General features: G+C 48.4%; 21 protein-coding genes. 16 read left to right on the top strand and 5 right to left on the bottom strand.

Features of this window, described 5'->3' with window-relative positions; translation table 11 throughout:
• Nucleotides 1-5 precede the first annotated feature (5 nt).
• From ACYVK4_RS18270 to ACYVK4_RS18225, 10 genes are all read left to right on the top strand, one after another.
• Nucleotides 6-845 carry a crotonase/enoyl-CoA hydratase family protein gene (locus ACYVK4_RS18270; RefSeq protein ID WP_461128960.1) on the top strand — a complete coding sequence of 280 codons (840 nt, stop codon included), beginning with the start codon at nt 6-8 and terminating at the stop codon, nt 843-845.
• A 112-nt stretch (nt 846-957) separates the two neighbouring features.
• Nucleotides 958-1836: an SDR family oxidoreductase gene (locus ACYVK4_RS18265; protein WP_461128959.1), complete on the top strand. Its 879-nt coding sequence runs from the start codon at nt 958-960 to the stop codon at nt 1834-1836.
• A 140-nt stretch (nt 1837-1976) separates the two neighbouring features.
• Nucleotides 1977-2495: a DUF4494 domain-containing protein gene (locus tag ACYVK4_RS18260; protein WP_461128958.1), complete on the top strand. Its 519-nt coding sequence runs from the start codon at nt 1977-1979 to the stop codon at nt 2493-2495.
• Between the two features lie 116 nt (nt 2496-2611).
• A complete protein-coding gene (locus ACYVK4_RS18255) occupies nt 2612-3058 on the top strand; it encodes an HYC_CC_PP family protein (protein ID WP_461128957.1) in 447 nt (148 codons plus the stop codon).
• 75 nt (nt 3059-3133) lie between these two features.
• Complete coding sequence (locus ACYVK4_RS18250) at nt 3134-5413, top strand: TonB-dependent receptor (protein ID WP_461128956.1); 2280 nt, start codon at nt 3134-3136, stop codon at nt 5411-5413.
• Nucleotides 5413-5979, top strand: a complete 567-nt coding sequence (locus ACYVK4_RS18245; RefSeq protein WP_461128955.1) for an AraC family transcriptional regulator — start codon at nt 5413-5415, stop codon at nt 5977-5979. The genes ACYVK4_RS18250 and ACYVK4_RS18245 overlap by 1 nt, the downstream gene beginning before the upstream one ends.
• Nucleotides 5980-6124: 145 nt before the next feature.
• Nucleotides 6125-6481: a four-helix bundle copper-binding protein gene (locus ACYVK4_RS18240; RefSeq protein ID WP_461128954.1), complete on the top strand. Its 357-nt coding sequence runs from the start codon at nt 6125-6127 to the stop codon at nt 6479-6481.
• Nucleotides 6482-6551: 70 nt separating this feature from the next.
• Nucleotides 6552-7595: a sialidase family protein gene (locus ACYVK4_RS18235; RefSeq protein WP_461128953.1), complete on the top strand. Its 1044-nt coding sequence runs from the start codon at nt 6552-6554 to the stop codon at nt 7593-7595.
• A gap of 16 nt (nt 7596-7611) precedes the next feature.
• On the top strand, nt 7612-9114 hold the full coding sequence (locus ACYVK4_RS18230) for a hypothetical protein (RefSeq protein ID WP_461128952.1): 1503 nt from the start codon (nt 7612-7614) through the stop codon (nt 9112-9114).
• Between the two features lie 66 nt (nt 9115-9180).
• Nucleotides 9181-9546 carry a heavy-metal-associated domain-containing protein gene (locus tag ACYVK4_RS18225; RefSeq protein WP_461128951.1) on the top strand — a complete coding sequence of 122 codons (366 nt, stop codon included), beginning with the start codon at nt 9181-9183 and terminating at the stop codon, nt 9544-9546.
• A gap of 70 nt (nt 9547-9616) precedes the next feature.
• Here the strand turns inward: ACYVK4_RS18225 and ACYVK4_RS18220 are convergent, their stop codons facing one another.
• On the bottom strand, nt 9617-9997 hold the full coding sequence (locus ACYVK4_RS18220) for a hypothetical protein (protein WP_461128950.1): 381 nt from the start codon (nt 9995-9997) through the stop codon (nt 9617-9619).
• 234 nt (nt 9998-10231) lie between these two features.
• On the opposite strand from ACYVK4_RS18220, the gene ACYVK4_RS18215 reads away from it, so the two are divergent.
• Nucleotides 10232-10492, top strand: a complete 261-nt coding sequence (locus ACYVK4_RS18215; RefSeq protein WP_461128949.1) for a hypothetical protein — start codon at nt 10232-10234, stop codon at nt 10490-10492.
• 11 nt (nt 10493-10503) lie between these two features.
• The gene (locus tag ACYVK4_RS18210; protein WP_461128948.1) at nt 10504-10809 is read left to right on the top strand and encodes a carboxylesterase family protein; all 306 of its coding nucleotides are present in this window, start codon (nt 10504-10506) and stop codon (nt 10807-10809) included.
• Nucleotides 10810-11061: 252 nt separating this feature from the next.
• Here the strand turns inward: ACYVK4_RS18210 and ACYVK4_RS18205 are convergent, their stop codons facing one another.
• Nucleotides 11062-11511, bottom strand: coding sequence for a hypothetical protein (locus ACYVK4_RS18205; protein WP_461128947.1), 450 nt, complete (start codon nt 11509-11511; stop codon nt 11062-11064).
• Between the two features lie 162 nt (nt 11512-11673).
• On the opposite strand from ACYVK4_RS18205, the gene kynU reads away from it, so the two are divergent.
• Nucleotides 11674-12963, top strand: a complete 1290-nt coding sequence (kynU, locus tag ACYVK4_RS18200; RefSeq protein WP_461128946.1) for a kynureninase — start codon at nt 11674-11676, stop codon at nt 12961-12963.
• Between the two features lie 21 nt (nt 12964-12984).
• On the opposite strand, the gene queG is transcribed toward kynU, so the two are convergent.
• Nucleotides 12985-13914, bottom strand: coding sequence for a tRNA epoxyqueuosine(34) reductase QueG (queG, locus tag ACYVK4_RS18195; RefSeq protein ID WP_461128945.1), 930 nt, complete (start codon nt 13912-13914; stop codon nt 12985-12987).
• Nucleotides 13915-14147: 233 nt separating this feature from the next.
• Here queG and ACYVK4_RS18190 point away from each other — a divergent pair, with 233 nt between their 5' ends.
• From ACYVK4_RS18190 to ACYVK4_RS18180, 3 genes are all read left to right on the top strand, one after another.
• A complete protein-coding gene (locus tag ACYVK4_RS18190; RefSeq protein ID WP_461128944.1) occupies nt 14148-14753 on the top strand; it encodes a nucleotide exchange factor GrpE in 606 nt (201 codons plus the stop codon).
• Nucleotides 14754-14847: 94 nt separating this feature from the next.
• The gene (dnaJ, locus tag ACYVK4_RS18185) at nt 14848-16014 is read left to right on the top strand and encodes a molecular chaperone DnaJ (RefSeq protein WP_461128943.1); all 1167 of its coding nucleotides are present in this window, start codon (nt 14848-14850) and stop codon (nt 16012-16014) included.
• Nucleotides 16015-17166: 1152 nt separating this feature from the next.
• Nucleotides 17167-17469: a hypothetical protein gene (locus tag ACYVK4_RS18180; RefSeq protein WP_461128942.1), complete on the top strand. Its 303-nt coding sequence runs from the start codon at nt 17167-17169 to the stop codon at nt 17467-17469.
• A gap of 55 nt (nt 17470-17524) precedes the next feature.
• Here the strand turns inward: ACYVK4_RS18180 and ACYVK4_RS18175 are convergent, their stop codons facing one another.
• Entirely contained in the window at nt 17525-18808 is a 1284-nt protein-coding gene (locus tag ACYVK4_RS18175) for a hypothetical protein (protein WP_461128941.1), read from the bottom strand.
• 321 nt (nt 18809-19129) lie between these two features.
• Nucleotides 19130-22084: a glycosyltransferase family 117 protein gene (locus ACYVK4_RS18170; RefSeq protein ID WP_461128940.1), complete on the bottom strand. Its 2955-nt coding sequence runs from the start codon at nt 22082-22084 to the stop codon at nt 19130-19132.
• Nucleotide 22085 lies beyond the last annotated feature (1 nt).

Genomic DNA, 22085 nt, shown 5'->3' with positions numbered 1-22085 from the left:
TTTTTATGGCACAGACGTATCAATCAATCGAACTGAACGAAACCGACGGCGTTATGACCGTCACACTGCTCGGACCGGGCAAGGGAAACGCTATGGGGCCGGAATTTTGGGATGAACTGCCTCAGGCCATGGATGAGATTAACTCCATGGCCTCGGTGCGTTGTATCGTATTTCGGGGTAGTGGCGATCACTTTAGTTACGGGCTGGATGTTTCCCGGATGATGCCGCGCATTGCGAGCATGGCCACCGGGAATACGATGGCTAGTGAGCGTCGAAAACTGATGGCTCAGATTCGCTTTATGCAGTCGGGATTTGTGAAGATGCACGAATCGCCCCGACCCGTTATTGCCGCCGTCCATGGCTGGTGCATTGGGGGGGGGCTCAACATGATAGCTGCAGCCGATATTCGCCTGTGTTCGCGTGACGCTAAATTCAGTTTACGCGAAGCTAAACTGGCCATTACTCCCGATATTGGCGGGTTGCAGTTTCTCCCTCACCTCATTGGGCAGGGATTTACACGGGAGATGGCCTTTACAGGGGGCGACTATGATGCAGCTTTTGCGGAGCGCGTTGGGTTGGTGAATCATGTCTATGATACACCCGAAGCCTTGTTTGAAGCTGCCCATACGCTTGCCCAGCAGATTGCAGCCAATCCGGCTCCGGCGGTACAGGGTGCCAAAGAAGTGCTCAATTACAGCCTGAATAAATCCATTGAAGACGGTTTGCAATACGTAGCGGTCTGGAATTCCAGCCAGATGCAATCCGTCGATTTCAGCGAAGCCATGGAAGCAACAGTAGAAAAACGAAAAGCTGAGTTTAACAAGAAAATAAGTCGGGGGTATTGAGGCAAATGAGTGAATGAGCGACTCGTGTCCGGAGTAACAACCTGTTTATTTGATCCGCCCAGGGCGGGTGGTCTATTCACTCTTTTCTTCATTCACTCATTCATAATTGATCATGACAACAGGAATGCTGCGCGACGACGCGCTAAAGGGTAAAACCATTATTGTGACCGGTGGCGGAACAGGCCTGGGCAAATCGGTGAGTCGCTACCTGCTCCAACTGGGTGCGAACGTAACCATTTGCAGCCGCCGACAGGCCGTTCTCGACCAGACCGCCATCGAGTTAATGGAAGAAACGGGCGGGCAGGTGCTGGCTGTTGCCTGCGATGTTCGAAAGCCCGAAGAAATTGAAAACGTCATCAGTAAGACACTGGAGAAGTTCGGGCAGCTCAATGGCCTGCTGAACAACTCGGCCGGGAATTTTATCAGCCCTACCGAACGATTATCTTATAAGGCCTTCGATACCATTGTCGACATCGTTTTGCGCGGTACCTACTACTTCACGCTGGCCGTTGGTAAATACTGGATCGAGAACAAGATACCCGGTACCGTGCTCAATATTTCAACGACCTATGCTACCACGGGTTCGGGTTATGTAGTGCCGTCGGCCGTGGCTAAAGGGGGTGCCCTGATCATGACCAAGTCACTCGCGGCCGAGTGGGGAAAATACGGTATACGACTCAACGCCATTGCCCCTGGTCCATTTCCAACGAAAGGTGCCTGGGATCGGCTCTTCCCGGAACCGCTGGCCAGCATGATGGACCCCACCAGCCGTATACCGCTTCACCGCGTAGGTGAACATGGCGAACTGGCGAACCTGGCGGCTTTTCTGCTGTCCGATTATTCGGGCTACATTACCGGCGAGAGCATCACCATCGACGGGGGCGAAGTGCTGATGGCGGGTGAGTTCAGCCACCTCGAAAAAGTAACCAACGAGCAATGGGACGCTATCGAGCAGACCATCCGGCAAGCTAACCAGACGAGTAAAAAATAAGTGAAGAATGATACGTGATGAATGAAGAATAAACGCTTTAAGAGCCAATTATTCTTCACGCATCACGTATCATTCTTCACTCTTTTTCGGCACCTTTGCACCCTTATTTACGTTATAAAAGAGAACTAAAATTCGTTAAAATGCCCAACTGGTTTCTCGGAAAAATCCGCTATCAGCAGCCCATCGACGATTCGAATGTCGGCACCCGGAATGAAGAATTTATCAAGCAGAAAACGGTTACGGAAGCCTATCTGGTAGATGCCGTTAGCTATACTGATGCCGAAGCTCGTCTTTATCAGGAGATTGCGGCTAACACGCCCGACTTTGAAATTACAAACATCTCGCGCATGAAACTGGCCGATGTGTTCCATGTTGAAGACGGGGGCGAGGTCTGGTATAAGGTAAAGGCTATGTTCATTACCGAAGATGAAAAATCGGGGAAACAGAAGAAAACGCCCAGCGTTATGCTTGTCAATGCCGAAAACCCCAAACAGGCCTACGAGCGTGTGGAAGCAAGTTTGAAATCGGCGCTTGACCCGTTTGAGATTACGGATGTCAACACCACGAAGATTCTGGAGATATTCCCGTATAATGAAGAAGAACAACGAAATCTGCGTCCGCTCAGCGAGGTTCTGAGCCCGGAACCGGAAACCGTGTAGAAATATTGCCGAATGCCATTCTTTTTTATAGAATGGCATTCTTTTTTTATGAAATTGCTGGCTTTCAAGCCTAAACGCTTGCGTTGAATTCGTTCGATGCTGATATTTGTCCCATCATGAAACGCAATCTGTTCCAACTGTTTAACCTACTCATGGCCTGTGTCGTATTGCTTAGCAGTACCGGCTTTGGTCTGGTTGAGCATACGTGCCAGATGCGCGGTAAGAAAAAGACGGTAGTGGTCGCTTTTAGCGAGGCCAAATCACCTACCTGTGAGACGGGCAAGCAGGCTGAGCCGGTGCAGCAAACGGTCGTTAAAAAGACAGAATGCTGTCAGGATGACCAGCACTTCGAGAACGTTGATATTTCGTCCTCACTCAGTCAGTTCGTTGCCAAGTTCGTTAAGATTGTTACTGAGGCTGTTCTTACCAGCGTTGTTGCTGTTATGGCCTGGGTTATTGATGTTGTGTTTTCCCGTAACACAGCATCCGTCACTGAGTTTGCCTCTCCCCCTTCCTTGTCCGGGCGCGACATTCTGACGCTCGTCCGGAGTCTCCTTCTTTGATACGTTGATTAAGTCGTTAAGGCCGGTGTCATTTCGATACAGGGCCATCACACGTACCTATTAATCAACGAACTCATGCGATTTTCTTCTTTATGGATTGCTCTGCTTAGCGGGGGGCTCTGCACAGGTTTATTTAATTCCGTTCAGGCGCAATCCGATTCAACAAATACACAACTTATAGCTTCCGTTCGGGGCAGCGTTGGCGAAACCGTAAACGGTAAACGCGTATCACTTGTCGGGGCCACTGTACGCTGGGTTGGCACAAATGCTGGCACCATTACGGATGCCAATGGGATATTTCAGCTGCCAGCGCATCCATCTCAAAACACCCTGATTGCCAGTTACGTTGGTTACTTGCCCGATACCATTCGGGTCGAAACACCATCGCAGGAATTGACGGTGACGCTTCGTTCGGAGCGGACTTTACAGGAGGTGACGGTGTCTGGGGCACCGGGGCAAATTGACCGGATCAACCCTATCCAGACGGATTTTATTAATCAGCGTACACTTGCCAAAGCCGCTTGCTGTAATCTCTCGGAAAGCTTCGAAACCAATGCATCCGTCAGCGTTTCGTATAGTGATGCCGTTACGGGAGCCAAGCAGATCCAATTTCTTGGACTGGGCGGACAGTACGTACAAACCAATGTCGAGAATATTCCAACGGTGCGTGGGCTGGCCACCACATTTGGCCTTAATTATATTCCTGGTACCTGGATTACCAGCATTGATGTAGGGAAAGGGGCTGGTTCGGTCGTGAACGGCTACGAGTCGATGAGTGGCCAGATAAATGTCGAATTGCAAAAGCCCGACGACGAAAAAAACAAGCTCTTCCTGAATGCCTACGCGAACAGTTTTGGGCGTCTGGAAGGCAACGTCAACTGGTCGAAACCGCTGAATAAAAAATGGAGCATGGGCGTGTTAGGGCATGCCAGCACACTCCGTAACGAACTTGATCAGAACAACGATGGCTTTCGTGATTTGCCTCTTTACTCGCAAATCAACGCCATCAACCGCTACAAATACAGCAGTGACCGGTTTATGGCCCAATTTGGCGTAAAGGCACTTTACGAAGATCGGGATGGGGGGCAGTTGTCCCGTTTTGGCGATACCCGGTACAAGTTTGGGAACACGACGAAGCGGCTTGAGTTTTTCTCAAAAACAGCGATCCTGTATCCCGAGAAACCCTACAAAGGACTGGGGTTGATTTTGAATGGGGTGACCCACGAACAAACGGCCAATTTTGGCTATAAACCGTATGCGGGTCAGCAACGCACATTCTACGGTAACCTGATCTATCAGTCCATTATCGGCAACACCAACCATGCATACAAAGCGGGCATAAGTTACCTGCTTGAAGATTATCGGGAGCAGCTGGGGACGTTGCAAACGAGTCGGACAGAATCGGTACCGGGTGTTTTCGCTGAGTACACCTATACCTACCCCGAAAAGCTAACAATGGTGCTGGGGGGGCGTTTTGATTACCACAACTTATTCGGGGCGCAGTGGACACCCAGAGCACACGTTAAGTATTCCATCAATCAGAATTTGACCGTTCGGGCTTCAGCCGGGCGTGGCTTCCGAATTGCCAACCCCTTGGCCGAAAACTTCGGATATCTGGTTAGTTCGCGGGCGGTGTTCCTCATGGGGTCGTTCCAGCCCGAGACTTCCTGGAACTATGGGTTAAGCGTTACCAACGACTTTTCCCTATTGGGTAAAAAAGCGTCGCTGGTAGTGGATTACCACCGGACCGATTTCCAGAACCAACTGATTGTCGACATTGAACATCCGGGAGAACTTCATTTTTACAACCTGAACAGAGCCGGTGCCCAAGCCCGATCATTTGCCAATAGTTTTCAGGCCGAACTGAATGTACAGCCTGCCAAACGCCTGGAAGTAAAAGCCGCTTATCGACTGTTCGATGTACAGCAGAGTATGGGCGGGCCTTTTGGTGAGCAAAGACTGCTGCCGAAAATGATGGTCAGCCGCGAACGGGTGCTGTTCAACGCAGGTTATGCGCTGCCATTCGATAAATGGAAATTCGATGCAACGCTGCAATGGAATGGTCCCCGGCGAATCCCGTATTTAGCAGAAGGGTACGTTCATTCCAGTTATGAAAACATGCCGACGGCCTTTGCACCGGGATTTTATAACCTGAATGCCCAGGTGAGCCGCGCGTTTCTGTCGGGTTGGGAGATCTATCTGGGTGGCGAGAACCTGACCGGCTTCCGTCAGCTCAACCCTATTGTAGCGGCTAACGATCCCTTCGGTACCCGCTTCGATGCCGGATCGCAGGTTTGGGGGCCGATAACCGGACGAATGGTTTATGTTGGCTTTCGTTTTAAACCCATGAACTGATGACGCTAACCATCCGAAATATGGTGTGCGACCGTTGCAAGCGTGTCGTACGCGAAGAACTCGAAAAATTAGGTCTGACCGTTAACCGGGTTGAACTAGGGGATGTTGACATTGAAAAATTAACCGATACGGTTTCGCTCGACGACATTCGGAAGGCACTACAGGCCAACGGCTTCGATCTGATCGATGATAAAAAGCAGTTTCTGGTTGAGCACATCAAATTACTGCTTATCAACGAAATACAGCACCTGAAAGGCGAGCGGCTGGCCAGTGAAAACTACTCGACCTTTCTGGAAAGGAAGCTGGGATATGAATATTCTTACCTAAGCAGCCTTTTTTCGGCAAGCGAAGGGCAAACGCTGGAGAAGTATATCATAGCCCTTAAGATTGAAAAAGTAAAAGAATGGTTGCAATACGACGAACTGACCCTGAGCGAAATAGCGTGGCGGCTGAGTTATAGCAGCGTTCAACACCTGTCGAATCAGTTTCGACAGGTAACCGGACAGACACCGGGCCAGTTTCGGAAGTTAGTCCGTACAGAAAGGCGAAGTCTGGATGCTATTTAGGGTAAGTGGTTGTTGAGGGTGGTTCAAAATTCTTAGGGGTTGCTGTCTCTTTTGTATGAAACGGACAGACAATTATGTAAAAACTCTATCGAGTAAGCGTAGTTATTTTGTCAGATCAACGATGGTCATTTAACGAACAACGATTATGGAAACCATGCAACACAACCACAACCACACCGACACCTGTTTCGAATGTGCCGAAGCCTGCGAACGCTGTGTAACGGCCTGTCTGGAAATGGGCGACAGCGACAGCAAAGGCCACGACATGACCGACTGCATTAAGCTCTGCCGAGATTGTGCAGACATTTGTACGCTCTGTGGTCGGTTAGACGCCCGGGGTTCGGAGTTCGCCCGGGACTTTATGGTTTTGTGTGCTGAAGTGTGTGAGGCTTGTGCCGAAGAGTGTGAAAAACACGCCGGTCACCATGCCCATTGCAAAGCCTGCGCCGAAGCCTGCCGCAAATGCGCCGAAGAATGCCGGTCGATGTCGGCCAATGCCTAGAAAAATGGCCGAAAAGTCTTCCCGATGATTTTTCGGCCATTCTCACCCTACTAAAAAAAACTAACGCTCTATGCTACCCTTTTTCCTCAGTCTTTTAACCATACTTCACTGGTCTGCTGACCCGCTACCAACAACAGGCAAGGTCGTTGGTCAGGGTATCCAGCCATCTATTGCCACCGACCCCGGCGGCATGGCACATATAGTGTATGGAAAGGGGGAGGTTATCTATTATACCACTTCCGGTAATGGCAATTCGTTTGAGCCGGCCGTTCGGGTGGATAGTCTGCCGGGTTTACATCTTGGAGCCACACGCGGGCCGCAAATTGCCACCACCAAACAGTCTGTGTTGCTTACTGCACTGGACAAGTCAGGTAATGTTTGGGCTTACACGCTGAACCGTTCAACCGGTAAATGGCAAAAACGGATTCGGATAAATGATGTAAATGATGTTGCCAAGGAAGGTTTAATGGCTGTAACGGCCGGGCCTGCCAATGAGTATACCGCTATCTGGCTCGACCTGCGAGGGGATAAGCGGAATAAGCTGGTTGGTGCCCATTCGACCGATGGAGGCCAGACGTGGCAACCCAATCAGATCCTGTATCAATCGCCGGATGGTACTATCTGCGAATGCTGTCAGGTATCCGCTGTTAGCCGGGGAAAACAAGTGGCGCTCATGTTCCGCAATTTTCTCAATGGTTCACGGGATATGTACCTGCTACGGTCGGCAGATGGGGGGAAAACGTTTGGCAAAGTGGAGAAATTGGGGGAAGGAACCTGGAAACTAAATGCCTGCCCGATGGATGGGGGCGGGTTGGACATAGATGCCAACGGGTCAATTTCTACCGTTTGGCGACGGGCTGATAAACTCTACACGGCTCGTCCCGGTCAGCCAGAAACAGAAATTGTCGGGGGCAAAAACCCTCGAATTGTCACTACTAAACAAGGCGATTATATTGTCTATCAGCAGGCCGGGCAGCTTTGGGTGATTACGCCAAAGCAACCCCAGCCAACAGTTTTGGGGACAGGAGGGTACGCCAAACTGACACGACTGGCAAATGACCGGGTCATGTGCCTCTGGGAACAGGAGGGTACGATCCGGGCAACGATTATTTGATTGACTCAACAACGTTATGAAACATGCACTTTTTACCCTGCCATTCATGCTTATGGCAGTAACAGCCTCTGCCCAGCATCACGAAGGAATGACTATGCCCGCCCAACCAAAAGCTGACACGACAAAACCCATGGATCACTCGATGCATGGCGGCATGGACATGAGCAGTCACCAGGGCATGGCTATGGATAGTTCGATGGGCAGGCTGAATGACGGATTAACGATGGATACAAGCATGGGTATGACACATTCGCTGTCCCGATATCTGCCCATGAATCGAAATGGCTCGGGCACGTCCTGGCACCCCGATAACACGCCCATGTATGCGTACATGAGTCAGCCAACACCCAGCGGCTGGTCATTCATGCTGCACTATGCAATCTATCTGCGGTATACCAGCCAGAACAGCAACAACCCCGACCGACGAGGGCGTGGGGAGCAGTTTGGCGCACCAAACTGGTTTATGGGAATGGCCCAGCGGAAAGTAGGAAAACGGGGTCTGTTCCAGGTTCGGGCTATGCTATCGCTCGACCCGTTAACGGTTGGGAATGGGGGCTATCCGCTGCTTTTCCAAACGGGTGAATCCTACAAAGGTCAACCACTGATTGACAAGCAACACCCACACGATCTTGTCTCTGAACTGTCTGTGAGCTACAGCCATGCTTTCAGTAAAGATGTAGATCTGTTTGGCTACGTGGGCTATCCCGGCGAACCGGCGCTTGGGCCGCCTGCTTTCATGCACCGGATTTCGGCTTTTAATAATCCTGATGCACCACTGAGTCACCATTGGCAGGATGCTACGCACATTTTGTTTGGCGTGGCTACCGCTGGCATCCGCTATAAATGGGCCCGGCTGGAAGCATCGACGTTTACGGGCCGGGAGCCTGACGAGCACCGGTACAACTTTGATAAGCCTACCTTCAACAGTTATTCGTATCGGTTATCAATAAATCCTTCTCCGTCATTGGCGGTACAATTTTCACAGGGTTTTCTGCACAGCCCCGAAGAAGCACATCCCGAAGAAAACATCACGCGTACTACGGCATCTATTTTGCATAGCAAAGGGTTAGGACCTGACAGCTACGTAACATCTTCCTTTGTCTGGGGACGTAATAGCCATGACGGCTCGGGCGAAAATTCGTATCTAGCCGAAAGTAGCTTGCAAAAAGATAAAGTGGCCTTTTACGGGCGATATGAGAACGTCAGTAAATCGGCAGAGGAGTTAAGCTTGTATAACCCAACGGCCGGCGGAGAGTCGGGTCAAATGGCACACAATAAAATGTTCACCATTAACAACCTGACATTGGGTGTGAATTATCGTATTGCGCAGCAACTTAGATCAGATGTAGTCCTGGGCGCGCAGGTGACCACGAGCCTTCCCGATAAATCACTACAGGCGTTTTACGGAAAGACACCTGTTTCGGGGCAGATCTACCTTCGACTGTCACCCAGCTTAATGTCGATGCGCACGATGAACCATTCCGGGCATAACCGAATGAATCATAAAATGAGTATGTAAATGCCGGTCAACGGCACCATTTAACTTAAATTTTCGTTATTAATTCACTATAAACCAAGCCAAACCATGTTGCGTAACCTGTTTCTAACCGCCCTGACTTCGCTGATGCTTATGGGCAACCTCTTCGCCGGAGCACCCACGCGCGATGACAAGGATAAAGAAGTAAAGATCAAGACGTCGGCCATTTGCGGCATGTGCAAATCCCGCATCGAGCGGAATCTTGCTTTCGAAAAGGGTGTCAAAGAAGCTGACTTAGATGTGAAAACAAAAGTGGTCACGATTAAATACAACCCGGCAAAAACGGATGTTGCCAGGCTAAAAGCCAACATCAGCAAGACGGGTTACGACGCTGAAGAGGTAGCGGCTGACCAGGCTGGTTATAATAAATTACCAAGTTGCTGCAAGAAAGGTGGCGGTATGGAACACCAATAGCAGCTAGAGATTTTACGTAAGAAGGCCTGATTCCATACGGATTCAGGCCTTGCTGTTTATAGAGCTGACACTACTTTTTTGGTGTAAAATCAATTGTGATGATCCTTTTAACATCGGTGGTAGGTTCCGTAATGCCAATACTGTTAATCTTATTCCCATTCTGGTAAATGATTGTTTTGGCTTCGTCCTCATTGGTCGTTTTTTTGCCATTCAGGAAATAAATGACCTCACCTTCAGGATAATCGAAAAGTTTGAATATAATTTTTTGCTGGATAACCTCTTTGTTCAATTGTTGAGGCACATAGTCGAATATCTCAACCTTTTGACCAGCTGGCCGAATCTGCTGGTAGGTGGGAAACGGCTCTGTTTGCTGCTTGGATTGTCCGTATATAGACTTACTTTGACAGAGTAAAAGGAAGGATAACAAGCTGAAAATAATTTGATATCTCATGATCAATTGGGTTTAGGATAACGGATGCACGCTAAGGCTAAAGGGTTGGAAATACTTTACTGCATTCCGAAATGATTACATTACGTTTTGTTAATCTTTGTAGATAATCTTATCGGTATGCGCTCCTTGTGGTCTTTTATCTTTCTCCTTTATTTCAGTGCACTTGCTTTGCCAAATGAGCTAAAGGCTCAAAACAATCATAAGCAGAACGAGAATTACCCTTATTTAATATACTTGCCCAATAATTATGTTGATAAAGGTTCGGCGTTTCCTTTGGTCATTTATTTGCATGGTGGCTCCCAACGAGGGCAGGATTTCAGTAAATTGAAAACGTATGGCTTACCCTATCTGGTCGATCAGGGGCGCCACTTCAACTTCATTATTGCTTCCCCTCAATGCCCGGATGGTAAGTTCTGGTCGACCGATAACTGGTTCGATTCGCTATATGCAGAACTAACCAAAAATACAGGATTGATCCCAGGCGGGTTTATATAACCGGGATTAGTATGGGTGGCTATGGCGCCTGGCAAACGGCGGTGGCCTATCCTGATAAATTTGCGGCCGTCGTTCCACTTTGCGGTGGTTGTGATGATTCGACAAAAATTTGTGCCATTAAACACATCCCGGTCTGGGCGTTTCATGGCACAGCCGACGATGTTATTCCTATTTCCGAAACAGAGAGGCTGGTCAAACGGCTGGAAGCTTGTCTGGGAAAGGTTAAATTCACGCGATTGGCCAACGAAGGCCATAGTATTCAATACCTATACGAAGACCAGGCTATTTATGACTGGATGCTAAAACAGCGTAAATAACGTGTTGAGTAGGTCCGAATCTAGCTTTAACGCATTTGTTGTTCACGTTATACAATCCTGATACAAAAAGATTCAACCACAGAGGCACAAAGTACACAGAGATTGATAGGGAAGAAATGTTCCTGATCAACCTCTGTGTACTTTGTGCCTCTGTGGTTAAATCTTTTTGTATCAGGTGTGCATCCTGGTCTTAAGTTGACATTTTGTCAATCTATATTCAGCCGTTATTCACGTTAAATAAGTGGAGCCAATCTATTTCAGGATAAACGAAGGGGGAACGTCTTTCATCGCGGCCTGCCAGGTGGAATGAATAGGACTATCGAGCGTTCGGCTGTACATGGGCTGCATGTATGTTCGGAAGCTGGTACCTGATACAAACCGATTGATGGCATACTCGGCCCAGCCGCCATTGTACTTAACCAACAAGTAGCTGTCTTTGTCGTACGAGCGCCATACTCGGTTGTTCCCGTCAACGTAGCCCCAAACCGCATTTTTGAGAACAAGCGACTTAGGTTGATTGTCAGAACGGACGACCAGATACTTGCTGAAGAGGCCTCGGGACTCGATGGAGGTAATGCTAAGAGCAGTGTCAGCCCCTGGAGCGACAATGTCCTGACTTTTGTAGAGAAGCCGCCATTGAGCACGCGTGGCCTGAGACAATGAAAGACCAATGACGAACAGAATGATGCGGAATGATCTCATTATCCAGGGTCAGCGCAGTTTGCAACCAATTTCTTCACAGTCGTTTTACTTTACAGATAACACAGAAAGTAAACCGTTGGCTGTTTCTATTGATCGAAACGAATGCTGAACAAAATAATATGAAAAGCGTAGTTTATTTATAGACAGTTAGTATTCTTGTCCATGACTTACGAAAATTCGCTTGCGTTTGCTCAACAACTTGACCGGGAAGACCCCTTGCGGGATTTTCGGGATCGTTTTTATATTCCACAGCACAATGGTCGGGACCTGATTTATCTCTGCGGAAACTCGCTCGGACTGCAACCCAAATCGGCACGGGCAGCACTGGACCGGGAGCTGAATACCTGGCAGAATTTGGGCGTTGAAGGGTGGTTTGACAAGACGGAGGCCGCCGAGCAGCCGTGGCTGCGTTACCACGAAACCTGTAAAAACGCACTCGGACAGATTCTCGGAGCCGAACCCGCTGAGGTTTGCCCTATGAATGCGCTGACCGTAAACCTCCATTTGCTGCTGGCTTCCTTTTATCGGCCGACAGCCGTAGACGGGTCTCCTAACAAAAAATATAAAATTCTGACCATTAAGGGAGATTTTCCCTCAGATCAATACGCGCTGGAAACCCATGTGAAACAGCACAACCTTCATCCGGCAGATGCCATTATTGAAGTTACCCCGCGACCGGATGACGGCCTTATCCACACGTCAGATATACAGGCTGCTATAGCCGAACATGCCGATTCGCTGGCTTTGATCTGGATGAGTGGCCTTAATTACTACACGGGTCAGGTTTATAACATGGCCGCCATTGCCGAAACGGCCCGGAAGCATTGCGTACCCATTGGTTTAGATCTTGCCCACGCCATCGGCAACGTACCGCTCCGACTACACGATTGGGGCGTCGATTTTGCCACCTGGTGTTCCTACAAATACCTGAACGGTGGGCCGGGTGCCGTGTCGGGGGTGTTTGTGCATGAGAAACACCACCAGCAGAACCTGCCCCGACTGGCGGGCTGGTGGGGTTACCGGGAGGATAAGCGATTTGAGATGACTCCTGGTTTTTTGCCAGCGCCAGGAGCCGATGGATGGCAGATCAGTACGCCGAATATTATGGCCCTGTCGCTGCATCGGGCGGCCATTTCCATCACGGCTGAAGCAGGTATTGTTACGCTCCGGCAAAAAAGCGAACGTCTGACGGGTTATCTGGAATACATACTCAGCGCGTTTGACGATATTCTTATCCTGACCCCCGACGATCCGAATCAGCGTGGCTGTCAGCTGTCGTTACTCGTTCGGAAGAACGGCAAGACACTGTTTAACTACCTGACAGAACAGCGAATCATTGGCGACTGGCGCGAGCCCGACTGCATCCGGCTGGCACCCACTCCACTCTATAACACGTTTGAAGACGTGTGGCGGGTAGGGGAAGCCCTGCGTGGGTTTTTCCAGGTCAAGTAAAATCGACTGTCCCGCTCGGCACTACTTTATAAAATTTATATTACGCTTCAACCCCTCCAGCTTGGTGCGTTTAACAGCCGATCGGCGGAAGATTTCCCGGAACACATCTTCCGTGATCTCTTCCCAATCGGTTTTTGTAAACTCAGTCAGGGTGGGGTGCGGGTCGAAGGCGGGTGTCTTGTGCGGCCGCGCAAACCGATTCCAGGGGCACACATCCTGACAAATATCGCAGCCAAAAATCCAGTTGGTAAACTGGCCACGCACATCCTCTGGAATAGCCTCTTTTAACTCAATCGTAAAGTAAGAAATACACTTGCTGCCATCTACGACATACGGATCAACAATAGCCTCGGTTGGACAGGCGTCGATGCAGCGAGTGCAGGTGCCGCAATAGTCGGTGATAGGGCCGTCTGGTTCCAGTTCAAGATCAAGAATCAACTCGCCGATAAAGAAAAAAGAACCGATCTCCCGATTGATTAGATTCGTGTGTTTGCCCACCCAGCCAAGTCCTGCGCGTTTAGCCCAGGCTTTGTCCATAACGGGTGCCGAATCGACAAAAGCCCGGCCACCTACTTCGCCAATTTCGGTGTGGATAAAGGTCAGTAGATCTTTTAACTTGTCTTTTATGACAAAGTGATAATCAGTTCCATAAGCGTATTTTGATAACTTTAGGTCCTCCTGGCTTTCGGGAAGTTTCTGCTCCGGATAATAGTTTAATAACACGGTGATGACCGACTTGGCATCATCGACAAGCAGGCGTGGGTCGAGCCGTTTATCGAAGTGATTCGCCATGTAATTCATCTGGCCATGCATCCCGTTTTTAAGCCAGTTTTCCAATCGGGGAGCCTCCTCTTCCAGGAAATCTGCTTTGGCTACTCCACAAAAATCAAAGCCTAGCTCAACGGCCTTTGCCTTAATTAACTGCGTATAGTGAACAGAGGGTGCGTGCATGAAATCCAGTTACTCAATTAAATTGATCGTCTAAACCTATAGATGAAAGCCGATACATCTGTCAGACATTAAAACGAAAACATAGACTGACGAAATATAAATCCTGCAAATCAGGCAAATGTTGGTCGTGCCGGGTCAGTAAGTATGTGTCAAGTTGGCAGATAATGCGGTTTTGGCCAGTCTTTTGACCATATTTGCCTATGAATTTCTGGAAGAGAAATAGAAGCTCAGTGATGGAAAATAAAGACATTATGGATGAACAGGCATCCAGCGATACGCTACAACCTGACAACCTGACAACACCCGTGACAGAAGAAGAAGCGGTAACGGTTAATGGCGGAGAGCCAGCCGACGCTGACGAAACAACGCCCGCAGCCGAACCCGTAACGGCGGAAGTCGATAAAACTGTCAGTGAATTAGCCGAACTCAAAGATAAATATCTCCGTTTATACGCTGATTTTGAGAACTTCCGCCGACGGACGGCCAAGGAGAAACTTGAGTTGATCAACAATGCCAACGAAGGTGTCCTGAAGGCGCTGATACCCGTAGTGGATGATTTTGAACGGGCCATGCAGTCTATCGAAAACACGAACGATGTGGCAGCTCTCCAGGAAGGCGTTTCGTTGATTTATACTAAACTTTTCAAGACACTCGAAGGGAAAGGTCTGAAACCAATGGTGTCGAAAGGCCAGCCGTTTGATGCTGATCTACACGAGTCGGTAACCCAGTTCCCGGCCCCCAGCGATGATCTCAAGGGAAAAGTTATCGACGAGATAGAGAAAGGATATTATCTGAATGACAAGGTCATTCGGTTTGCTAAAGTAATTGTAGGAAGCTAACATAATGATTGAATGATAGAATGACTGAATGGTAGAATAGGTTAGCATAGGCTATTCTACCATTCAGTCATTCTATCGTTTAGCATTGAAAGATATGGCAACGAAGCGCGATTATTACGAAATATTAGGCGTTGACAAGAACGTCTCGGCTGAAGACTTGAAGAAAGCCTATCGCAAGATGGCTATCAAGTTTCACCCTGATAAAAATCCGGATGACCCAACCGCCGAGGAAAAGTTCAAGGAAGCCGCCGAGGCTTATGACGTCCTGAACGATCCCCAGAAAAAAGCCCGTTATGATCAATTTGGTCATGCCGGTATGAGTGGTGCGGCTGGTGGCGGGTACGGCGCCGGCGGTCCATCCATGGAGGATATCTTCAGTCAGTTTGGCGACGTCTTTGGCGACGATTCGCCGTTTGGCAGTTTCTTCCGGGGAGCACAGGGTGGGGGCGGTGGTCGGCAGCGCGTTCGGCGTGGTTCCGATCTGCGTATCAAACTGAAGCTCAATTTGCAGGAGGTTGCCAATGGCGTGGAGAAGAAAATCAAGGTAAAACGTCACGTTACCTGTAACACCTGTGGCGGCAACGGTTCTAAAAACGGGACGGCTGTTCAGACCTGTTCGACCTGTAGTGGTACCGGCCAGACCCGCAAAGTGGTGAACACCATGCTCGGTCAGATGGTATCGACCAGCACCTGCCCGACCTGTAATGGGGAGGGTAAAATTGTAACTGACCGCTGCGATGCCTGTTTTGGCGAGGGTCGTGTTTTGCAGGAAGATGTTATCCCAATCAAAATTCCCGCTGGTGTTGCCGAAGGCATACAACTATCGGTAGGCGGCAAAGGTAACGTTCCACCACGAGGAGGGGTTGCCGGTGATCTGCTGATCGTTATTGAAGAAGAAGAGGATGCTGACCTCAAACGCGATGGCAACAATGTCGTATTTGACCTCTATGTCAACTTTGTCGATGCGGCAATCGGTACGAGCGTAGAGGTGCCTACCATTGATGGCAAAGCACGAATCACGCTGGAACCCGGAACGCAGAGCGGTAAAATTCTTCGCCTGAAAGGGAAAGGGATTAAAGAACTGAATGGCTACGGACGGGGTGATGAACTTGTTCATGTAAACGTTTGGACACCTAAAATACTATCAGCCGAAGAACGGTCAATTTTGGAAAAACTGCGCAACTCGCCCAACTTCCAGCCCCGACCAAACAAAAACGAAAAAGGATTCTTCGATAAGATGAAAGACTTCTTTCATGGCTGATTGAAAATCAGAAACTTAACGACGGTGTCAGATGTAAAATCAGGCACCGTCTTTTTTTATGCCCACTGGTAAAAACTGGCATTAAAATAGTTCAAAATGTTCATTAAAGGCATGGGCAATTCTATTTATACGTAATTGTAAGTCCCACTTCTGCTGTTGAAAGAGAAGACTCTATCTATTCTTATACGACTGGTTATATGAAGAAATAAGCCAAATTTGCCTTCCGTGACTTTGTATAACTTCCCACAAAAACATCAAGTAAATTTGTATACAGCTATTATTCTGTAGTCTACTGCCAATTATTAAAAGCCTTGCTCGAAACGATGTAATCATCGTGAGCCCTTCAGGAAACACCAGTCAAAGTAGTATATTTATCAGGGTAGGCGTTGGCTGCGCTATAGTTGCGCTACCATGGGTCATTCTAATGTACGGGGTGAGGGCCGAGTACACTAATACCAATGGATATGCCACTGTTTTTAGGGGCTTTGGTGCTGGACAATCCTATAGAACAGGTCACGAAATTAGCTTTATTGGCCTGCTTACGTCAGCCAATACGGGTATTTAACAGGTGTTCCCTCCGCTCAAGCGGTAGTTCAGAAAAGAATTAATCCAGTCGAAATGAACGCTACCTTATTGGAAAAAGTAGAAAAGTTAACGCTACGAAGTATCCAACTAGAGAAGGCTAATCAGCCACTATGTACTCCACCCTGAAGTGATTCCAGGTAAATGACTCCTATCTATCAGGGAAAATTATCCTTCGAGCTTACATCAAAATTTTTTTCGACTATTTTATTGGATACTAATTTATGTTTTCATAATATTGTTATGGTAAACAAAAAGATATTTATTTTTAATTTAAATAACTATATGTATGCTAAAGCGTGGATAATTTTCAAATAGCTTTCAAAAACATACTATCAACCAGTACCCAATCATGGCATTTTATAAGTGTACGAGTGTTTGGGATAATTCATTAATTATATAAGCTTCCTATTAATTTGTCAAATAGACGTTCTGAAGCGGTTGGGTACGACCGCATCAGAACAGTTAAATTATCCTTATTGATTTTCTATGAACGGGTAGAAAGCTGTTTGCTGTCGGTATTTTTTGCCCCACAATACGTACTTGATGCTCAAAAACCTAAATTCTATTATGACTAAAATAGCTACTGTTAATAGTGTATTGGAACCAGAAAGAAAAACTGAACCATTTACGGGTTATGTCGCCGTTAGCCACGTATTGATGCAGACGGAGGGTTTCGCCGACTTTTTATTCGACAATTTTCAAATGGTCAAGGACCTGTCAACCAGTCAGGACCGGTTGTTTGGATTGAACCGGTTCATCATGCAGTCGGAACGTTTTAGTGAGGGGTATGGCCAGTATAAAATAATGATAGAGCGTCTGGCAAACGGTGAGTTAGTAATAGGTTCAGTTGTTAAAGTCTGCTCAGTCTAAACCGTTTATCTTAACGACTGTCCTCATCAGTCGTATAGGCTTGGCTTTAGACTAGTTATTTCTTCGAATGATCAGGAGGCTGATAAAGATGTTGGCTGGTAAAGGCAGTTAATCGTTGGGCATAATATTGCTCCATGTAGGGGCTGGGTGCACCAACCTGTCCGGTTAATTGGTATCGACTCAGCCATGCATACAGCTCGGTTTGATGCACACGAATTACCGGCAGCGCCCGGCGATACGTAATGCTATTGAAGGCAATGCACACGACTAAAATAGCCATGGCGGTTTGTTTATGGCAGCTTAGTGGCTCCAGCAAAAGCAAATACAGGCAAATCAAAAGCAGCAAAGGATAGATTTTGTATCGACTCACGTGCAAAACGTCGGCTAGAGGTCGATTGAGCGCTATAACCCCCATCGTCAGAAGCAAAAAAAGGCTGTAGGACAGTAAGAACAGCGTTCGCCAGTCTACCAAGGGTGAACCAATCAATGTCCATGCCCGTCGAATACCCACCCAGGTAAAAGCCGTTAGCATAATAAGGCCCATCCCAATCGATAGAAAGTCGTACCGTTGTGACTCCACTAGAGACCCGGCTAGCCCAAAAAGCGACAGCCCGGTATTTGATACACTGAATGTTGTTTGGGTTCCTTTTCCAGCGTGTACATCCGGCATGAAGCCCTGCCAATAGGCCCAGATAGCCAGCCCACCCGCGGCCATCCAGAGAACCGTCTGTACGTACTGCCGACGAATCAGCAGCACAAGTCCAACCACTCCAATCAGCAGTAAGCCATTGGCCCCGGTGAACAGGGTAACGCCGGTAAGCAGAAAGGTTATAAGTAAACGGATTGGAGACGTGTCGCTTCGGCAGATGTAGAAAAGCGTTATGGCCGCCACCGCCAGTACGCCAATATTTTGTAGGGAAGCCATACCCCATTCCGTTAATTCGAGGAATAAAGGCTGAAACAGCAAAATCAACACCGGAAGGAAAAAGCCATATGGTTTCCGATAACTTCTGAATACGTAAAAAAGCACTCCGGGCACTATCAGCAACAGGCTGTTGCCGAACCAGACCCAATGCCGAAAATCAATAATACCCCCGTTCAGGCTACGGAGTCCCCAGGTAATGAGTCGCGGCAACAGTAGCCGATGCTCATTATGGAAGGACAGTAACACTGCCGTAAAGCCATTTAGCGTCTGAGCCGTGTGCAGATCATACAGGTTGGCTACTATCGCCAGATCATCCGTGAAGGGAATGTTCTGGCTATTGATGAAGACAAAGCTATGGTATACGAGCAGAGGGACTGAACACAGGGAAAGGAACAGCCATCGAGGTAAATTCATTAAGAAAATGGTATAAGAGGAAAGCCAAAGCGAAGCAAAAGTAATTACATTATATCTATTACTGCCAATATATTTATAACTTTTGTATCCTAAAATTGTGTAAAAGTTAATTTAGATTTTGTTCTTTCACTTTGTTGGTCTATCTAGCCCTTCACTATTTTTATGACTTACTTTTAGACGGTAGTGATAATAAGGGGCTGCCTTCTTCAACAACGATTTACATTCAATGTGTTGATTTCTATTGCCCTGAAGTCATGACTTAAAGCAAAAAGCCCGAACTACCAATGGCTGTTCGGGCTTTTTGTATGCTTACGCTTTTAATCAACCAAAGGCGTTGATATGCTTCTGGAAGATGGCTTCGTATTTATTGGCTGCCGCTGTTTGTTTGGCTTCCTTACAGGCTTCAACAATCGTTTGTAGAATGTATAAGTCTGAATCAGGGTTGCCAAACCGGCCGTTGCCGCTCTTGTCGTAGGTTAACGCCTGATCGGCACGGCTGGCCATGACATCGGCTATTTCAAGTGCTTTCTTGCTGTCGCCAACTTCGAACAGGAAACGCACGTAGTTGGACGAAATCTGGTCGTAGGGGATCGACTTGTCTGGAATAACCTTCAGGGAGTAATTTAGTACCTCACGGGCTTTATCCTTATTTCCTTCCCGAATGAACTGATCGGCCAGACGGAAGAAGGCAATACGGGCCGAAATAACCGGTGGGCCTTTATACGTCTCGTCATAATATACATTGGGGTTATCAAATTCACGCCAGAAGGTTTTCTTCGTCATGTTGGTAAACATGATGTCAGAGTTTACATACCCATCCGTAGCTCCCGGTACCGCCACAGGCATCAGCCGGTACGCATAGCCTTCCAACTGCATATAGTTTTTCAGGCTCAGGTAATTGTCACTGGCCAGCGTACTCGAAAAATAGATAGGTCGTTTCCAGTTGTTGGTTGCGATCATATCGAGCATAATCAGGTCAGGCTTGTACAAGTCCTTCTTCCCGATGGTCCACTGCAGGGTATCTTTCATCAACGGACGCAGTGCCGCCGGAACGAAATTAGCCTGGTCGATAGCTGCTTTATCAATGGGCAGGAACAGCACAGACGATGGCAGAATGCTCGTCATGTCGCCATTGGTGAGCGGCACCTGAACGGCCGGATTGCTCGTTTTAATCAAATTGATGTACTGCTTGAGGTCGATACCGTTCTTAACACCGGGCACTTCGTAGAAAGGCACAATGTCGTTTTTGCCTTTGTTGAAGTTGTTGAACTCGAGTGAGATAGGTAACGCTTCTGACTTATACGTCTTGCGTTTCATTTGCTGAATGTACCACTCGGTACCCAGTAAGCTTAGGTTACAAACCCGCACGTCGGTACGGAAGCCCTCAACTTCCTGCACGTACCAAAGGGGGAACGTATCGTTATCACCACCGGTAAACAGAATGGCGTTAGGCGCGCAGGAGTTCAGCAGGTTTTTGGCAAAATCAACCGATTGATAGCGTTTGTCGCGGTTATGATTATCCCAGCTTTTGGCTCCCATCATCAGGGGCACCAGCAAACAAACACCCGCCACCAGTCCATTGCGGGCCATATCTGATTTGAGGTAACTACGTAACCCTTCAGCAATAGACATTACGCCCAGGCCCAGCCAGATGGCAAAGAAATAAAATGAACCGACATAAATGTAGTCACGTTCGCGGGGTTCGGATGGGGGGGAGTTCAGGAAAACCTGCAGAGCAATACCTGTAAACAAAAACAGCAGCCCCACAATGAGGAAATCACGACGACGGCGGAAATACTGGAAGGTGATTCCAAACAGACCCAGAATGAACGGCAACATGTAGAAGTTGTCGCGGGCTTTGTTATTGACGAGCAAATCAGGGGCGTTCTGATCGGTCGACCAGGGCAGCAGATACCCCGCACCTTCTTCGTCGCTTTCACGACCGGCAAAGTTCCACATCAGGTAACGCCACCACATGTGTCCCAACTGATAGCTAAACAAAAACTTCAGGTTGTCGCCCATGGTTGGCTTCTGCCCTTCGGCTAAGCCCAGCATCTGGCGATACAATGCTGGGTGATTTTGCTGACTGCTGTAGACGCGGGGAAACAGCATTTCGTCGCCGGGAGCATATACATACTCCGGCTGGTGATCGAAGATAACATACCGGTTGCCTTCTTTCTTCCACATGGCAGCTCCCTGCTTCTGATCGACGGGCCGAGCTGTAAAGACCGGGCCGTAGAGCAACGAGCGACTGCCGTACTGTTCCCGACGTAGATACGACAGGAAGTTCAGCTCATCGCTGGGGCCGTTTTCATTGATAGGGGGGTTGAAATCAGCCCGTACCAGCACCTGCATATAGGACGCATAGCCAATCAGCACGAAGGCCAGAGCCAACAGGGACGTGTTCAGCACAACGCGCTTCTGCCGGGCCGACCAGATGATACCGTAGACAATGGCACCAACGAAGACAACCGTAAAGAAGATGGCGCCGGAGGTGAACGGTAAACCCAGCGTGTTCACGAAGAAACGCTCAACGGCGAATGCCATGCCCGGTAAACCCGGAATGATACCTGAGTTGATAATACCCAGAATGACCAGACCAATACCGAACGCAGCGGCACCTCCCCAAAATGTTGCTTTGGGGTATTTCTTAAAGTAATAGATAAGTGCCAGGGCAGGCAGCGTTACCAGGTTCAGTAAGTGGACGCCGATTGACAGACCTGTCAGGTAAGCGATGAAAATGAGCCAGCGGTTGGCTGATGCCTCGTCTTCGATACGCTCCCATTTGAAAGCGGCCCAAACAACAATGGCTGTGAAAAAGGAGGACATACCGTACACCTCAGCTTCTACCGCCGAAAACCAGAAGGTATCAGAGAACGTGTACGCCACGGCACCCACAGCACCGGTGCCAATAACCAGTAATGTATCAGCAGTGGTGTACTCACTTTCGGGTTTACCTAATAATTTCTGGGCCAGCATGGTAATGGTCCAGAACAAAAATGCGATGGTGAATGCGCTGGCCAGTACCGACGCCATGTTTACCCAGTAAGCTACACTGGTCAGGTCACCAAACGACATCATGGAGAAAAGCCGACCGAGCAGGAGGAAGAATGGCGCACCGGGGGGGTGAGGTACCTGGAGTTTGAACGAACACGCAATGAACTCGCCACAGTCCCAGAAGCTGGCGGTGCGTTCAACGGTCATCGCATAGGTGATCAGCGCGACAGCGAAAACGAGCCAACCCGTTAGGGTGTTCAGGCGTTTAAATGATTGCATA

This window comes from Spirosoma aerophilum (assembly GCF_054782495.1).
This window is presented reverse-complemented; position numbering and strand designations above follow the sequence as displayed.

Bases quoted from the DNA above. Each gene is read 5' to 3' on its own strand.
- ACYVK4_RS18270 (WP_461128960.1), top strand. From the start codon at position 6: ATGGCACAGACGTATCAATCAATCGAACTGAACGAAACCGACGGCGTT.
- ACYVK4_RS18265 (WP_461128959.1), top strand. From the start codon at position 958: ATGACAACAGGAATGCTGCGCGACGACGCGCTAAAGGGTAAAACCATT.
- ACYVK4_RS18260 (WP_461128958.1), top strand. From the start codon at position 1,977: ATGCCCAACTGGTTTCTCGGAAAAATCCGCTATCAGCAGCCCATCGAC.
- ACYVK4_RS18255 (WP_461128957.1), top strand. From the start codon at position 2,612: ATGAAACGCAATCTGTTCCAACTGTTTAACCTACTCATGGCCTGTGTC.
- ACYVK4_RS18250 (WP_461128956.1), top strand. From the start codon at position 3,134: ATGCGATTTTCTTCTTTATGGATTGCTCTGCTTAGCGGGGGGCTCTGC.
- ACYVK4_RS18245 (WP_461128955.1), top strand. From the start codon at position 5,413: ATGACGCTAACCATCCGAAATATGGTGTGCGACCGTTGCAAGCGTGTC.
- ACYVK4_RS18240 (WP_461128954.1), top strand. From the start codon at position 6,125: ATGGAAACCATGCAACACAACCACAACCACACCGACACCTGTTTCGAA.
- ACYVK4_RS18235 (WP_461128953.1), top strand. From the start codon at position 6,552: ATGCTACCCTTTTTCCTCAGTCTTTTAACCATACTTCACTGGTCTGCT.
- ACYVK4_RS18230 (WP_461128952.1), top strand. From the start codon at position 7,612: ATGAAACATGCACTTTTTACCCTGCCATTCATGCTTATGGCAGTAACA.
- ACYVK4_RS18225 (WP_461128951.1), top strand. From the start codon at position 9,181: ATGTTGCGTAACCTGTTTCTAACCGCCCTGACTTCGCTGATGCTTATG.
- ACYVK4_RS18220 (WP_461128950.1), bottom strand. From the start codon at position 9,997: ATGAGATATCAAATTATTTTCAGCTTGTTATCCTTCCTTTTACTCTGT.
- ACYVK4_RS18210 (WP_461128948.1), top strand. From the start codon at position 10,504: ATGGGTGGCTATGGCGCCTGGCAAACGGCGGTGGCCTATCCTGATAAA.
- ACYVK4_RS18205 (WP_461128947.1), bottom strand. From the start codon at position 11,511: ATGAGATCATTCCGCATCATTCTGTTCGTCATTGGTCTTTCATTGTCT.
- kynU (WP_461128946.1), top strand. From the start codon at position 11,674: ATGACTTACGAAAATTCGCTTGCGTTTGCTCAACAACTTGACCGGGAA.
- queG (WP_461128945.1), bottom strand. From the start codon at position 13,914: ATGCACGCACCCTCTGTTCACTATACGCAGTTAATTAAGGCAAAGGCC.
- ACYVK4_RS18190 (WP_461128944.1), top strand. From the start codon at position 14,148: ATGGAAAATAAAGACATTATGGATGAACAGGCATCCAGCGATACGCTA.
- dnaJ (WP_461128943.1), top strand. From the start codon at position 14,848: ATGGCAACGAAGCGCGATTATTACGAAATATTAGGCGTTGACAAGAAC.
- ACYVK4_RS18180 (WP_461128942.1), top strand. From the start codon at position 17,167: ATGACTAAAATAGCTACTGTTAATAGTGTATTGGAACCAGAAAGAAAA.
- ACYVK4_RS18175 (WP_461128941.1), bottom strand. From the start codon at position 18,808: ATGAATTTACCTCGATGGCTGTTCCTTTCCCTGTGTTCAGTCCCTCTG.
- ACYVK4_RS18170 (WP_461128940.1), bottom strand. From the start codon at position 22,084: ATGCAATCATTTAAACGCCTGAACACCCTAACGGGTTGGCTCGTTTTC.